The 15,109-nt window shown below is 27.5% G+C and carries 17 protein-coding genes; 11 read left to right on the plus strand and 6 right to left on the minus strand.

The genetic code is table 11. From position 1 onward, the window contains the following. Positions 1 to 25: 25 nt before the first annotated feature. On the plus strand, positions 26 to 985 hold the full coding sequence (locus CSBG_RS04825; RefSeq protein ID WP_008677557.1) for a tRNA-dihydrouridine synthase family protein: 960 nt from the start codon (positions 26 to 28) through the stop codon (positions 983 to 985). 249 nt (positions 986 to 1,234) lie between these two features. Here CSBG_RS04825 and spoVAE read toward each other — a convergent pair whose 3' ends face one another. The 5 genes from spoVAE to CSBG_RS04850 are packed head-to-tail and all read right to left on the minus strand — an operon-like array spanning position 1,235 to position 4,184. Next, a complete protein-coding gene (spoVAE, locus tag CSBG_RS04830; RefSeq protein WP_008677558.1) occupies positions 1,235 to 1,588 on the minus strand; it encodes a stage V sporulation protein AE in 354 nt (117 codons plus the stop codon). Positions 1,589 to 1,610: 22 nt separating this feature from the next. Then, a complete protein-coding gene (gene spoVAD, locus CSBG_RS04835; RefSeq protein WP_008677560.1) occupies positions 1,611 to 2,612 on the minus strand; it encodes a stage V sporulation protein AD in 1,002 nt (333 codons plus the stop codon). Next, the gene (spoVAC, locus tag CSBG_RS04840; RefSeq protein ID WP_008677561.1) at positions 2,613 to 3,092 is read right to left on the minus strand and encodes a stage V sporulation protein AC; all 480 of its coding nucleotides are present in this window, start codon (positions 3,090 to 3,092) and stop codon (positions 2,613 to 2,615) included. It lies immediately after the preceding gene. Positions 3,093 to 3,104: 12 nt separating this feature from the next. After that, a complete protein-coding gene (locus CSBG_RS04845) occupies positions 3,105 to 3,965 on the minus strand; it encodes a DUF421 domain-containing protein (protein WP_008677563.1) in 861 nt (286 codons plus the stop codon). A 12-nt stretch (positions 3,966 to 3,977) separates the two neighbouring features. After that, complete coding sequence (locus CSBG_RS04850) at positions 3,978 to 4,184, minus strand: DUF1657 domain-containing protein (protein WP_008677566.1); 207 nt, start codon at positions 4,182 to 4,184, stop codon at positions 3,978 to 3,980. A gap of 231 nt (positions 4,185 to 4,415) precedes the next feature. Here CSBG_RS04850 and CSBG_RS04855 point away from each other — a divergent pair, with 231 nt between their 5' ends. The 5 genes from CSBG_RS04855 (at position 4,416) to CSBG_RS04875 (ending at position 7,868) form a co-directional block, all read left to right on the plus strand. Further along, a complete protein-coding gene (locus CSBG_RS04855) occupies positions 4,416 to 4,619 on the plus strand; it encodes a DUF1657 domain-containing protein (RefSeq protein ID WP_008677568.1) in 204 nt (67 codons plus the stop codon). A gap of 382 nt (positions 4,620 to 5,001) precedes the next feature. Further along, entirely contained in the window at positions 5,002 to 5,889 is an 888-nt protein-coding gene (locus CSBG_RS04860) for a Cof-type HAD-IIB family hydrolase (protein WP_008677570.1), read from the plus strand. Between the two features lie 170 nt (positions 5,890 to 6,059). Next, complete coding sequence (locus CSBG_RS04865; protein WP_008677571.1) at positions 6,060 to 6,722, plus strand: HAD family phosphatase; 663 nt, start codon at positions 6,060 to 6,062, stop codon at positions 6,720 to 6,722. 124 nt (positions 6,723 to 6,846) lie between these two features. Next, complete coding sequence (locus tag CSBG_RS04870) at positions 6,847 to 7,119, plus strand: hypothetical protein (RefSeq protein ID WP_008677572.1); 273 nt, start codon at positions 6,847 to 6,849, stop codon at positions 7,117 to 7,119. 164 nt (positions 7,120 to 7,283) lie between these two features. After that, on the plus strand, positions 7,284 to 7,868 hold the full coding sequence (locus CSBG_RS04875; RefSeq protein ID WP_008677573.1) for a hypothetical protein: 585 nt from the start codon (positions 7,284 to 7,286) through the stop codon (positions 7,866 to 7,868). A 255-nt stretch (positions 7,869 to 8,123) separates the two neighbouring features. Here the strand turns inward: CSBG_RS04875 and CSBG_RS04880 are convergent, their stop codons facing one another. Continuing rightward, entirely contained in the window at positions 8,124 to 8,645 is a 522-nt protein-coding gene (locus CSBG_RS04880) for an excisionase family DNA-binding protein (protein ID WP_008677574.1), read from the minus strand. Between the two features lie 319 nt (positions 8,646 to 8,964). On the opposite strand from CSBG_RS04880, the gene modA reads away from it, so the two are divergent. The 5 genes from modA to CSBG_RS04905 all read left to right on the plus strand — a co-directional run bounded on the left by modA (position 8,965) and on the right by CSBG_RS04905 (position 14,726). Next, a complete protein-coding gene (modA, locus tag CSBG_RS04885; RefSeq protein ID WP_008677576.1) occupies positions 8,965 to 9,765 on the plus strand; it encodes a molybdate ABC transporter substrate-binding protein in 801 nt (266 codons plus the stop codon). A 9-nt stretch (positions 9,766 to 9,774) separates the two neighbouring features. Next, entirely contained in the window at positions 9,775 to 10,446 is a 672-nt protein-coding gene (gene modB, locus CSBG_RS04890) for a molybdate ABC transporter permease subunit (RefSeq protein WP_008677579.1), read from the plus strand. An 11-nt stretch (positions 10,447 to 10,457) separates the two neighbouring features. Next, a complete protein-coding gene (locus CSBG_RS04895; RefSeq protein WP_008677580.1) occupies positions 10,458 to 11,525 on the plus strand; it encodes an ATP-binding cassette domain-containing protein in 1,068 nt (355 codons plus the stop codon). A 117-nt stretch (positions 11,526 to 11,642) separates the two neighbouring features. Then, positions 11,643 to 12,770 carry an iron-containing alcohol dehydrogenase gene (locus CSBG_RS04900; protein WP_008677581.1) on the plus strand — a complete coding sequence of 376 codons (1,128 nt, stop codon included), beginning with the start codon at positions 11,643 to 11,645 and terminating at the stop codon, positions 12,768 to 12,770. Between the two features lie 156 nt (positions 12,771 to 12,926). Beyond that, the gene (locus CSBG_RS04905; protein WP_008677584.1) at positions 12,927 to 14,726 is read left to right on the plus strand and encodes a WG repeat-containing protein; all 1,800 of its coding nucleotides are present in this window, start codon (positions 12,927 to 12,929) and stop codon (positions 14,724 to 14,726) included. The last annotated feature ends 383 nt before the right edge of the window (positions 14,727 to 15,109 follow it).

The raw sequence follows: 15,109 nt of genomic DNA on the forward strand, positions 1-15,109 counted from the left end.
AAAGAATATAGTAAGGAGTTATTCTATGAAATATTATTTAGCACCAATGGAAGGAATCACTGGATTCATATATAGAAATACGTATAAAAAGTTTTTTGATAATGTTGATAAGTATTTTACACCATTTATTGTTCCAACTAGTAGTAAAAGCTTTAAGACTAAGGAACTAAGAGATATTTTACCTGAAAATAATAAGGGGATGAATATAGTTCCTCAAATACTTACTAATGATTCTGATGGCTTTATTACTACTGCTAGAAAGCTACAACAATTAGGTTATAGTGAAATTAATTTGAATTTAGGATGTCCTTCAGGAACAGTTGTTTCAAAGAATAGAGGATCTGGGTTTTTAGCTAAAAGAGAAGAGCTTGATAAATTTTTAGATGAAATTTATAAAATAGATGATATGAAAATTTCAATAAAAACTAGAATAGGAAAAGATAGTTCAGAAGAGTTTTATGAATTAATAAAAATTTATAATAAATATCCTTTAGAAGAGTTAATTATTCATCCTAGAACTAGGGAAGACTTCTATGGAAATAAACCTAATTTAGAAGTGTTTAAAGATGCTTTAACATTAAGTAATAGTCCTGTATGTTATAATGGGGATATTTTTACATTGGATGACTATAATAAATTATCAAAAGAATTTCCGGAATTAAATACAATAATGTTAGGAAGAGGAGTATTAGCAAATCCAGGACTAATTAATGAAATTAGAAATAACGCAAATTTAAATAAAGAAGTATTAAAAAAGTTCCATGACGAAATCTTTAATGATTATAGAAATGTATTTAAAGATGATAAAATTGCAATTTATAGAATGAAAGAGTTATGGGGATACATGATTTACATATTTTCAGATAATAAAAAATACGCTAAAAAAATAAAAAAATCACAAAAAGTAGATGATTATAACGAAGCAGTTGCAAGTTTATTCAATGAACAAGAAATCATAAAGGGAGCAGGGTTGTTTAGTAATTAATATAAAGTCTACAATAAATAAAATATGTTTATTCCACATATTCTATTTATCTTCGCAACCTTATATTAAATATCTAAATTAATAATAAAAAGAAAGAATTAAGGTGAAAAAATCCTTATAGGATTTTTGGAGGAATTGATTTTAAAATAGTTCACCAAAGCTGAACTATCACCTTAATTCTTTAATTTTTTAATTCTTTCATTATAATTCAGCGAAGATGAATTATTACCTCAACTCTTTCACTTTTATCTATCCTTTAGGTTTGAATATTATAGCAGCAAAGAAACCAAATATTATTGCAGATGAAACCCCTGCACTTACTGTTTTTAAAAGGCCACTAAATATTCCAAGAAATCCTGTTTGTTGAGCCTCATTTATAGCTGCTGTTACAAGGGTATTTCCAAAACTACTTATAGGAACAAATGCCCCAGCACCAGCAAATTTAACTAAAGGGTCATATAAGCCAAATCCTCCTAAAATTGCACCAACTACCACTAGAGTACAAGTTGTATGTGCAGGAGTTATTTTTAATGTATCCATTATAAGTTGCCCAATGACACAAATTATACCACCTATTATAAATGCAAAAATAAATTTTTCCATAAGTTAAATCACACCTTCTTTGTTACATTTCTATGGAAACAGCATGAGCAACACAAGGAATACTTTCCTTTTGTTGAAAGGAAATAGGAGACATTAAAGCACCTGTTGCTACAACTAATATCTTTTTTAATTCTCCTTTACGCATGCGGTTAAGTAAATGTCCATAAGTTACAGTAGCAGAACAACCACAACCACTTCCACCAGCAAAACTAGGTTGCTCTTTTGTATATATCAAAAGTCCACAGTCTGTAAATATATCTACTGGCATATTTATATTGTGTTTTTCAAATAGAGCATTAGCAATTTCATGCCCAACTTTTCCTAAGTCACCAGTAGCAATAAGGTCATAATGTGAAGCATCAATATTTAAATCTCTAAAGTGAGCTTCAATAGTATCTACAGCTGCTGGAGCCATGGCAGCGCCAACGTTATAGGGATCCGAAATTCCCATATCTACAACTTTTCCTATAGTAGCAGAAGTTACTTTTGGACCATTTCCTTTTGGAGCAAGTACTGCTGCTCCAGCACCAGTTACTGTCCATTGAGCAGTAGGGGGCCTCTGAACTCCATATTCTGTAGGATATCTAAATTGCTTTTCAGCAGCAGCATTATGACTACTTGCAGCTGTCACAACATATTTTGCAGACTTACTATCTATAAGTTGAGCTGCTAATGCTAAACCTTCCATTGAGCTAGAACAAGCACCAAAAATACCCAAATAAGGAATACCTAAAGTTCTTGCAGCAAAGCTACTAGAAATAATTTGATTCATTAAATCTCCACTAAAGAAAAAGTTAATATCTTCTTTTTGTAAATTTGCTTTTTGTATTGCCCTTTGGCAAGCATGTTCAAGAAGCGCTTTTTCCGCTTTTTCATAGCTATCTTGACCAAGCCATAAATCTTCAGTAAGTATATCAAAATCATCAGCTAAAGCACCGTTGCCTTCAAATGGCCCACCAACAGCTGCAGAAGATAGTATTGTGGGTTTAGAATCAAAAACCCAAGATTGATGTCCTTTAAGCATTTACATCGCCCCCAACCATATTATTATCATTTTTATAGTTGCAACTATAAAAGCAGAAAAAACTCCATAAACAACTATTGCACCTGCAAGACTGAACATGTTTCCAGCTACTCCAAGTACAAAGCCTTCACTTTTATGCTCAATTGAAGCAGAAGCTATAGAGTTAGCAAATCCTGTAATTGGAACAGCAGATCCACATCCAGCCCATTGACTAAGATGATCATAAATTCCAAGACCAGTAAATAAAGCAGCAAAAAATATTAAAGCTATATATGTAGGAGCCATTGATGTTTTTTCATCAAAATTGAAATAGTTAATAAATATCCATTGAAAGCCTTGACCAATAGTGCAGATTGCTCCACCTACAAGGAAGGCTCTAATACAATTTTTAAAAATAGGTCTTTTAGGTTCTATGCTTTTTACCAATGCATCATATTGTTGCTGAGAGGTAGTCATTTTTTTCTTTTTCATATTTGACATCTATTTCACCTTCTAACGTAATAAATAGGGTTCTAATTTTAATAGAATTTGTTCTAATTTTTTTGCATCATTTAAGTACATGTTTTTTGCATCTTTATTGTCAGTATCTAGAGAAAATGACATAAGATCCGATTGACTTTTTAGTAGACTTGCATATAGCATTTCTTTAATTTCATTTTTAGGGACTTGTATCATATCATCAAATAGATCTATATATAAGTCTCCAGAAGAATCAACTTGACCTAAAAAAACATTTTCAAGTGAAACGCCCTTGATTTCTAGTTGGGTTGTAAGCCATCCATGATTTAGCCCAGCATTAGTAAGTCCTTCATTTAATATGTTTCCGTCTAGAATAACTGTTTGTGGCTCAACTTTAGGAGCTACTTTTTTCCCTAAGTCATATGAAGTGACGGGCTTTTTATCAGCTTTTAAACTTATGTTTATATCTCCATTTGTTTCCATAAGAGCAAATTCTACATCAGCTAAATTAAATGCTTTTTTAGAACGCAATTGTTGTAAAAATTCTTGACCTGTAATTCTTTCTTTAGATAAGTTATCTTCCATTATTTTTCCGTTTTTAATTAATACTCTTTCTTTACCATGGATTATATTATAAATATATTTACTCTTCATTGAAGCATAGTCTAAGATAAGAGGCATTAAAGCCCAAACAGCTAATGGGATTAATCCCAAGTAAATATTGTTAATTACATTTAAAGAAAGTAAAGAAATTATAATAGCAATTACTGAATAAGAAATAAAATCAAATGGGGTAGACCTGGCAAGGGTTTTCTTTTTTATATATCTTGTTATGACTAATGCTAAAAAAAATAAAACTATTGATTTAAATGATATTATTAACCAAGAACTCATATGCCACCTCATTTAGTTACCTTTATATTGGGGTTCTTCAAACTCCATAACACCTATTCTTTTTTCTAAATCAGTTTTTATCTTATTTATTTCCTTAGATGCCTCAATATATATATTTCTAGATTCTTTATCACGTTCTTGTAATGAATACATTTCTAAAGTAGATTCAGCGCCTTTTAATGTAGCTAGTGTTTGTTTTACCTTGGAAATAGCAGTCATATAAAAGCCTCCTTTATATTTATAAAATCTTTCTCACTTACTTTAACCAGTAAGATTGGTTTTAATTCATTTCTTAATATAAATATTTGGATGAATTATAAAAAAAGATAATCAAATGAAATTTAGATTGAAAGGAATATATTTCAAAATAAAAAGAATATTTATATTGAATATTAAGTTAGATAATGAACAAAATAAAGTTGCGATACAAAATATAAAGGAGGAAATACTATGCCAACAGGAACTAAACTTGAAACAGCTCTAGCTAGCGCAAAAGGATTAGCTGCCGATATGAAGACATTTTCTTTAGATACAGATAACGAACAAGCAAAACAAATGTTTAATCAACTTGCAAGTACAATGGATGGTGTTGAGCAATCACTTCAATCAAGACTTGATTTTGTAAAACAACAAGAACCACAATATAATAAATAGTAAAAATACTCCCATATCTATAAAATCAACTAGGTATGGGAGTATTTTTATGCATATTTTTTTATATAAACTTTAAAGCGCTTATAGATCTTAAAATTTACTTCTTTAATAAAATGTAATATTTATTATTTGGTAAATAGGAGATTCACTGGGAAATTTAGAATAATGAAATAAAAGTTTAAATAATCAATAATTTCAAGTTTGCTATTTTACATAAATAAATATATTAATTATTTAATACACCATTTATTTTAATTAGGTAGATTATAAATCAAGATATATATTAAAAGTTAAAAAGTAATTAGTATAAATTTATATAAAATTACAAATGTATGATATTATATAATATAGAATCAAATATATTTAAAACGGAGGAATATTTATGATAAGATTAATAGCATCAGATATGGATGGAACTTTATTAAATAATGACCATGACATAGATATTGAAACTGTAGAGGCAATTAGAAAAGCAGAAGAAGCAGGTATAATATTTGCAATATCTACAGGCAGGGAATATGACAGTGTTAAGGTTTTATTAGACAAACATAACATAAAGGCTCAATGTGTTCTTTCAAATGGAGCAGAATATAGAGATGAAGATGGAAATATTTTAGATGTAATAAATATAAAAGAAGAAAGTGCAAAGAAGATAATTGAAATATTAGATAAAAATAAAATGTCAGCTCGTATATTTACAGAAAAGGGTGTGTTTACGACATCTACAAGAGAAATGGCACTTCAAGAAATTATTTTTAGAACAATGAGTTTTAATCCGTCTTTAACAGAAGAGGAAGCAAGAGAAGTTGCTGAAAATTTAGGTTTCTTTACTTGCTTACAATTTATTGATGATTTAGATAAGTTTTTTGAAGAGGGAGTAGAAGTAAGAAAGTTTGTTGCTTTCCATAGTGATATAGAGCTTATAGATAAGATGAAAAAAGTTCTTGGAGAAATTGAGGGATTAGCTATTTCATCATCATTTAGAGATAATATAGAAATAACTGATATAAATGCTCAAAAGGGAATAATCTTAGAAAAGGTTGCTACTAAGATGGACATAGCAAGAGAAGATGTTATGATATTAGGTGATAGCTTTAATGATTATTCAATGTTTGAAATATTTGAGGAAACTGTTGCAATGAAAAATGCTATACCAGAGGTGAAGGCTATAGCTAAATATATAACAGATAGTAATGATAATTTAGGCGTTGCTAAGGCCATCTATAATGTGATTAATAATGAAATGGATAAAATGCTTAAGGAAAAATAAAATATTAATAATATGTTTACAGAAAATAAACTCAAAGATAATTAATAGTTGATTATCTAAGAGTTTATTCTTGGTTGTAACCAAATATATTAACTTTACTATTGTATAGCTTAGATATAGTGAGATTTAGAAAATTAATTAATTATTTGTAGGAAAATTCGGAGGATAATATGCAGCTTAATATGGATGAGATAGACTCAGTAATTTTTGATATGGATGGAGTTCTATTTGATACAGAAAGAATATATTTAAATGTTTGGACAAGGGTTTGTAAAAAGTACGGTTATAAAATGACTAAGGAAATATATTGTAAAGTTATAGCAACTGGTCGTGAAAATGTTAAGAAGGTATTTAAGAATGAATTTGGTAGTGATATTCCAATAGAAGAAATGTATAAAGAAAAAGATGAGGCTTTAGCTAAAGAAATAGAAAAGAATATACCATTAAAAGAAGGAGCTTATGAGTTGCTTACATATTTAAGAAAAAATAATTACAAAATAGCTTTAGCTACTTCAGCAACAAAAGAGAGAATGGAAAAGCAATTAAATAAAGCAAAAATTAAGCATTTATTTGATGATTTAGTGTGTAAAGATGATGTTGAGAAAACTAAGCCTAATCCTGATATATTTATAAAGGCAGCAAGCAAGCTTAATGTGAATCCTGAAAATTGTATTGTAATAGAGGATTCACTAGCAGGAATTAAGGCTGCATATAATGGAAATATGAAGGTAGTACATATAGTTGATTTAAAAGAAGCTGATGAACAAATAAAAAAACTTTCTTATAAAAGTTTTAACAACTTAATTGAAGTAAAAGAAGTAATATTCCAATAGAATAAAGTTTTTAGACTGGATATGGGAAAAATATAGTTTTTATATTTAGATTTTGTTATATTAACATAAAAGTATACAAATTTGAGAAAAGTATAAAAGTAAAACTAATGAAGGAAGTGTTTGTATGGAAGAAAAATATGATTATATTTTTAAATGGTTAAAAAATGCAACTAAGGAGGAAAGGCATATAGATGAGATGGAGGCTTTTGCAAAGAAGCATCCGATATTATTTATGAAATTTCATAAGCTATTTAGACCAATAGTACACCTTGATGAAAATAATGAAGAGCATATTGATGCAAAAGAAAAACTTATAAAATTATTCTCAGAAAATGAAGAAGATTTTAAAGTAGTTACTGATGCTGTAAAAAGTAAATTTAAAGGGAAATATTTTTAGAGAATGAATATTTTTATCGTTTTAATTATAAAATTAGTTGGTAAAATTGTGTGGTTTTATAAAGTATATTATAATAAAGTTATAATTAATAAATTTATTGCTAAGTAAAATAAATGAAAGTATTGTAATGACTTTTTATTGAACTATTTAAGGAGATGTATAGTATGAATAATTCACAAAAAAATATAAGTAAAATCAGTAAATTATTTAGTTCAATTGATAATTTTCTAATTGAAGAAAAAGAACAAAAGTTAAAAGCAAAATTAGGTAAAAAAATAAAGGATTCTATATTTACGGATGAAGTTTTAACAAAGCTTAATGAACATGATTTTAGTGGAGTAGCAGATAAAGAGGAAGATGTAGTTATTCTTTTTTCAACGATATTTCCTATATTTATAAAAGACAAAGGAATAATATTTAGATTGTACAAGCACAAAGTTGAAGTAGATTTATCAGATGAAATGAAAGATAGATATATCTATATGTTTTCCGATGGCAGATTAACATCAGGATTATTTAAGTGCTTTAATATTAGTGATGACGAATATGTATATGGAATAAAAAGAATAATAGATGTCATTCCGCTTTTTAAAGCTGCAATATTAGATACTTTATCAAACTATGAAAGTATTATAAATTCAAATAAAAAAATAGATGATTTTAAATCAAAAGAATCAGTAGCTGAAAATAATTATGATGAATTAGTATCATATTTGAAAAAGAAGAAAATAAATAAAGTTGCTGATTAAGTATTCCTTAGTCAATATGATATTTAATTATTAGATAATGCAGCTAATAATTATTTTAGAGTAGATAAGCTACTAATAAAAGATATTGCATTAATGAATATTTTGAAAAATACAGAAATATTGAAGTCTTTATAAATTTAAAAACAAGCCTAAGAGTGAAAACTAAAATCATTCTTAGGCTTATTATTTTGATTAAAAATAATTAATATTTAATTTGCCATAAATAATATGAGGTTAAAGTTTGAGTGATTAGTATTATTTATAAACTTTTACAGACATGGTTTTAAAAATAGAGTAGAGTTCAAGTCCATTTTCTATAGCCATTTCATTTAAAGATTTTTTAGTTATTAATGCCACTAGTGGAATACCAATATCTAAAACTACCTTTGCGCTATTACCATCTAATATAATATCAGTCACAATTCCTTTATGAACATTTCTTGCACTACTTATAAATGTACCTTTACTTAAGATAATATCTTCAGGACGAATAGAAATTCTAACATTACCTTCTAATTCAGTACTTACTTGTATTTTTACAGAATCAATTAATGCAAAAGTTTCTTCATCTTCAGAAATTAAAGTTGCTTCATAGCTATTTTCATAACCTTTGGATTTTAAAAGATAAATTTCAAATTGGGATTTAGATATACGAAGGTGTTTCCCCATACGATGAGCATCTAAATCTCCACGCTTTATCATTTCATATACTGTACTTTTAGTTATCTTTAATTTTTGAGCAATCTCATCTGGCGTATATAAGATATCTTCATTCATTTCATTCACCTTTTCATTTTATTAGTATAAAAATAATTTAACATATTATTTAAAATATAACAATTAGTAAATGGATTGAAGAATTTAATAACTATTTTTATAGTTATTATTATATTTTTTATATATCTGTTAACTCTAAATATAAAGTTAGATGAAAAGAAATATAAAATTAAAATTCATTGACAATGGGAAATGTTTACAATATAATTATGGTTGTTCAGTTTTGTTCTGTTTTATTCTGTTTTGAATTGTTTTATTAAAATTAAATTGGTTTTATTTTATTATAACGATAGTATTTTATAAATTAGGAGTGTGTAAAATGAAAAAGAAAATATCATTAATTTTAAGTATGTTCTTATTAGCTTTTTCTGTAGTTGGGTGTAGTAAGGATAATGTTACAGATAATACAAATAACTCACAAGAAAAAGAATCAACTATTACTATTGCAGCAGCAGCAAGTTTAAAAAATTGCATGGATGATAAGTTAATTCCTATGTTTAATGAAAAGTATCCTAATATTAAGGTTCAAGCAACTTATGATAGCTCAGGAAAGTTGCAAACTCAAATTGAAGAGGGAGCAGAAATAGATGTATTTATGTCTGCAGCAACAAAACAAATGGATGAATTAAATAAAAAGGGTTTAATTCAAGAAAGTTCTATTGTCGAACTTCTTGAAAACAAAATTGTACTTATAGTTCCAAAAGAGAATAGTAAAGATATAAAAACTTTTGAAGATATATTAAAATCTGATAAAATAGCTATAGGAGATCCAGAAAGTGTACCAGCTGGACAATATGCAAAACAGTTATTTGAAAATCTTAAAATTTGGGACCAAGTGTCCTCCAAAGCAAGCCTTGGAACAAATGTCACAGAGGTTTTAACTTGGGTTGCTGAGGCAAGTGCTGATTCAGGAATTGTTTATTCAACAGATGCAGCATCAAATGATAAAGTAAAAGTAGTTTTAGAAGCACCAGAAGGAAGCGTTTCTAAGGTGATTTATCCATTAGGAATAGTGAAGGCTACTAAAAATCAAGAAGCAGCAAAAAGCTTTACTGAGTTTTTACAATCTGAAGAAGCAATAAAAGTATTTGAATCTTACGGATTTTCAGGTAATAAATAGGAGAATATAATGGATATATCACCAATAATAATTTCATTAAAGACCGCAACTGTATCTATGGTTTTTACATTTTTATTAGGACTATTCATAGCAAGGGCTATTGTAAAAATAAAATCTGAAAAAATAAAAATGATTTTAGATGGAATTTTAACATTACCATTAGTTTTACCACCTACAGTAATGGGATTTTTTCTTTTACTTATATTTGGAGTAAATAGACCAATAGGTAAACTTTTATTAGAATTTTTAGGAGTAAAAATAGTTTTTTCATGGTCAGCAACTGTAATAGCTTCGGTAGTTATAGCATTTCCTCTTATGTATAGATCTGCAAGAGGAGCATTTGAACAAGTTGATCAAAATTTAATAATGGCTGCAAGAACATTAGGAATGTCAGAAAGGAAAATTTTTTGGCGTATTATTATGCCGCTGGCATTGCCAGGAGTTGCTTCTGGTGGGATATTAGCTTTTGCAAGAGGTCTTGGAGAATTTGGAGCTACAGCGATGATAGCTGGAAATATAGCAAATAAGACGAGGACTTTACCACTAGCGATTTATGCAGATGTAGCAGCGGGAGATATGGCATCAGCCACTAATTATGTTTTAATTGTTACTATAATTTCTTTTGCAGTTGTTGTTTTAACAAATTATTTTACTCTTAAGGAAAGAAAATATATTAAGTAAGGAAGAAGATAATGGGTTTATTTGTTAATATAAAGAAAAAACTAAAAGGATTTTCTCTTGATGTTTCTTTTGAAACAAATGGTGATTATCTTGGTATTTTAGGAGCTTCAGGCAGTGGGAAAAGCATGACTCTAAAATGTATTGCTGGAATTGAAACTCCAGATGAAGGCAGTATTATACTCAATGGGAAAGTGCTATTTGATTCTGAAAAAAAGATTAACCTAAAACCTCAAGAAAGAAATATTGGATACTTATTTCAAAATTATGCTTTATTTCCTAATATGACTGTGGAAGAAAATATTGGAATAGGTATAAAAGAATATAAAAAAGAAAAAGAAATAAAAGTAAAAGAAATCATAAAGTCTTTTCATCTAGAAGGTCTTGAAAAGAAATATCCAAGTCAACTTTCTGGTGGCCAGCAGCAAAGAGTTGCTATAGCAAGATGTATAATATATAAACCAGATATATTAATGCTTGATGAACCTTTTTCAGCATTAGATTCATATTTAAAAGAACAGCTGCAAACAGAGGTCCTAGAATTTTTGAAATTATATAATGGTGAAGTTCTTATGGTTACTCATAGTAGAGACGAAGTTTATAAGTTTTGTAAAAATATTGCTATTATTGACAAAGGAAATTCAATATTATTAGGAAATACTAAGGAGATTTTTGAAAATCCAAAGCTTAAGGAAGCTGCAATACTTACTGGATGCAAAAATATTTCAAAATGCAAAGTTTTATCTTCAAACAAGATTCATGCTACAGAGTGGGATATCATTTTAAAAACAGAAAAAGTAATTCCTGAAAATACTAACTATATTGGTATTAGAGCTCATAATTTTGAGTTTGTTGATAATTATGATATAAATAATGAAAAAAACATTATAGAGTGTGAAATAAATAAGGTAGTAGAAAATGTATTTGAATATAATATAATGTTTGTAAATAAAAATTCAATTGAAAAGAATGAAAATAGTGTAATGATATATAAAGTAAAAAAAGAAGAGTGGGATAGTAGAAAAAATAAATTAAATTTATATTTAAGAATACCTGAACGCTCAATTTTATTCTTAGAATAGTATATTTATTTCAAAGTAAGTATGAAAAGCAACATATGATAAATAATAAAAAAATCTACGATATAAGCTCGTAGATTTTTTATTATTTAAATATAATTTTTGTATTTTATAAAGTCTATGTTTTCATTAAATTATTTGAAACTGAATCTATTTTATATAAAAAGTAATTTATTAATACTATTAGCATATGGTGGAGGAAGTATCAAGAAAATAGGGCTTTATAATAAGGTTATTAAGCTTTTAAAGGATAACGATATAAGTTTCTTTGAACTTTCAGGTATTGAGCCAAATCCAAGAATAACAAGTGTAAGAAAAGGCATTGATATTTGTAGAGAAAATAATATAGATTTAGTTCTTGCAGTAGGTGGTGGTAGTACTATTGATTGTGCAAAGGTCATTGCAGCAGGAATTAGCTATGAAGGTGATGCTTGGGATATAGTTTTAGATCCAAGTAAAATAAAGAGTGTAATTCCAATAGCAAGTATATTAACTCTTTCAGCAACAGGTTCAGAAATGGATACAGGAGCAGTAATTACCAATATAGAGACTAATGAGAAATTAGGAACAGGAAATCCAGAAATGGCGCCTAAGTTTTCTATATTAGATCCAACATATACTTTTTCTGTACCAAAAAATCAAACTGCAGCTGGAACAGCAGATATAATGAGTCATATTTTTGAAGTATATTTTAATAATACAGAAGGAGCTTATATTCAAAATAGGATGGCGGAATCAATTTTAAAAACTTGCATTAATTATGGAAGAATAGCTATGGATGAACCTGAAAATTATGAAGCAAGATCAAATCTTATGTGGGCTTCAAGTTTAGCTATAAATGGACTTTTAACTTATGGAAAAAAAACTAATTGGAGTGTTCATCCAATGGAGCACGAATTAAGTGCTTATTATGATATTACTCATGGTGTAGGCCTTGCAATATTGACACCAGCTTGGATGGAATATGTTCTAGATGATAATACAGTAGATAAGTTTGTTGAATATGCTATTAATGTGTGGGATTTAGATAGAAGCAAAGAAAAATATGATTTAGCTAAAGAAGCTATAAATAAAACAAGAGAGTTTTTCATTTCATTAGATATACCTACTACATTAAGAGAAGTTGGAATAAATGAGGAAAAACTTGAAGAAATGGCAAATCAATCAGTAAGAATAAGAAAAACAATAGGCAACTTTAAACCACTTAATGCTGAGGATGTATTAAATATATATAAAGCTGCTTTATAAGTTGAAGATTTAATATAAGAAAATTAAATAAAAATAGATTAATAATAAGAAAGTGTATAAAATAAACGTATTTTATACACTTTTTTCATAAATTAGCCACTTTATATCCGAACTATTCATATATTGTATTAAGAGTAATTTATTGGGAGAATTAAAGTGAATTCAAATAAAAATAATAAAATAGAAAGTTTTACAATAAAAAATAGAATAAATGGCGAGAGACTATATCCAGCTTTAAGAAATACAAAGGAAGGCGAAATTTATGGATATATAAATAGTAGAGGAATGTTTGCTATTGAACCAGCTTACTCAAGTGCATATGATTTTAATAGTGGCGGATTAGCTATAGTAAGGGTAGGAGAAAAATTCGGAGCAATTAATAAGAATGGGGAATACGTTATTAAGCCAATTTATGATAGTATCAGCAATTTCAAGGAAAATAGAGCAATTTGGGTATTTAATAATTATATGGGAGTTATTAATGAAAAGGGGAATGTTATAACAAATAAAAGATACAATTTTATAAGTGATTACAGCGAAGGAAGAGCCGTTGTTGGATTCAGTAATAATAATGGTAGCTTTAGGTATGGATACATTGATTTAGAAGGATATGATATAATTGCACCAATATATTTAGAAGCTAATAGCTTTAATGAAGGAGTAGCTTTAGTTAAATTTAATGAAAGGGAATATAGGTTAATAAATCCTTATGGTCAAATTGTAAATACGTATAACTATAGCTATGTATCTCAATATGGAGACGGACTCCTGGTGTTTGGAAATTCATTTGAAGGTCCTTTAGGTTATATAAATATTAATGGAGAAGTAGTAATTAAACCAAAATTTAAATCAGCACAAGGATTTAGAGATAATGTAGCAATAGTTAGTGAGTCAGACAGCTTTCAAGGTCCATATGGACTTATTGATAAAACTGGAAGATATATATATGAACCTAATTTTAGTGATATTAAGATTCTAGGGGAAGGAAGGGTAGCTTTAGGCATTCCAATAGGAGATGAAGACTTAAAACTTAGAAGTATATATGCAATAGGAGATACAAGTGGAAATAGATTAACAGATTTTAATTATTTAGCAGTTGGTGATTATAATAATGGATTAGCATATGCATCAGATAAAATGGATACCTTCTTTATCGACTTATCTGGAAATCGGGATGAAAATCTACCTAAGGTTAGCGGTAGTGGTGAATTATCAATAAAGAGTGGATTAATTTATGCTAATATAGATTACTCACCATATTATTTAGATAGGTCTGATAACATAATTTATAAACCTAATGACATTATATATCTAGATAATCGTTATAGTATATTAAAAGAAAAATATAAGCCTAATATCAACTATTTAATATATATGCCTGTAGTACAAGGAATAAAAGATAAGAACGTAGAAATTGAAATTAATAATAAGCTAAGGGGAATGTCTTATTTTAGCCCTAGTGAAAATAATGGTGTTCAAGGTAATTTAACTATTACAGAAAATGATGTTCTTAATTATAATTATTATGGTGATTTCAATATAAAATACTTTAGTAATAATTTGTTAGTTTTGGAAATTGAGGGATATCATTATCCGCTTGGGGCAGCTCATGGAATGCCATATAGAAAAACTCCAACTATTGATTTAGTGACAGGTAAGTTTTACTCACTAGGAGATTTATTTAAGGGAGGAGTTTACTGGGTAGGAGAATTAAATAAAATTATTAGTGATATGATAGAAAATGATAAGCAATATGAATATGTATTTAAAGATCAATTTAAGGGAATAAAAGAAGATCAAGATTTTTATGTTGATAATAACAATTTATATATTTATTTTCAACCGTATGAAATCGGGCCGTACTCAGCGGGGTTCATAACATTTAAAATTCCTTTTTCTGAAATTCAAGAAATGATAAATAAATACGGTGATTTTTATAGGGCATTGGTATGTTAAGATTTTTATAAAGTGCTGAAATGTTAAATAGAAAAATGAAATAGAATCACTTTATAATAATATAAAATATAATAGAAAAGATTCAATAATTATAAAAAATAAAATAAAAAAATAAGTAGTATTATAATATTGTTTAATACTACTTATTTTTTTTATTTAAAGATAAATAGTATTAAAATTTTTATAATTAATCATAGTTGAAATATCTATTTAAAATAAAAAGCTAAAGATTATATGGTTCCAAAATATAATGCATATCGTGGATTAGATAATGGCATAGCTAAAACTATTATATAAATAAGAAGAATAAAATGCATAAAATAATTACAAATTTCTTATTGTATGCATTATATTTAATTATTTTTAGGAAATTATATTATAGA

It is taken from the genome of Clostridium sp. 7_2_43FAA, assembly GCF_000158375.2.
Lineage (GTDB): Bacteria > Bacillota > Clostridia > Clostridiales > Clostridiaceae > Clostridium > Clostridium tertium.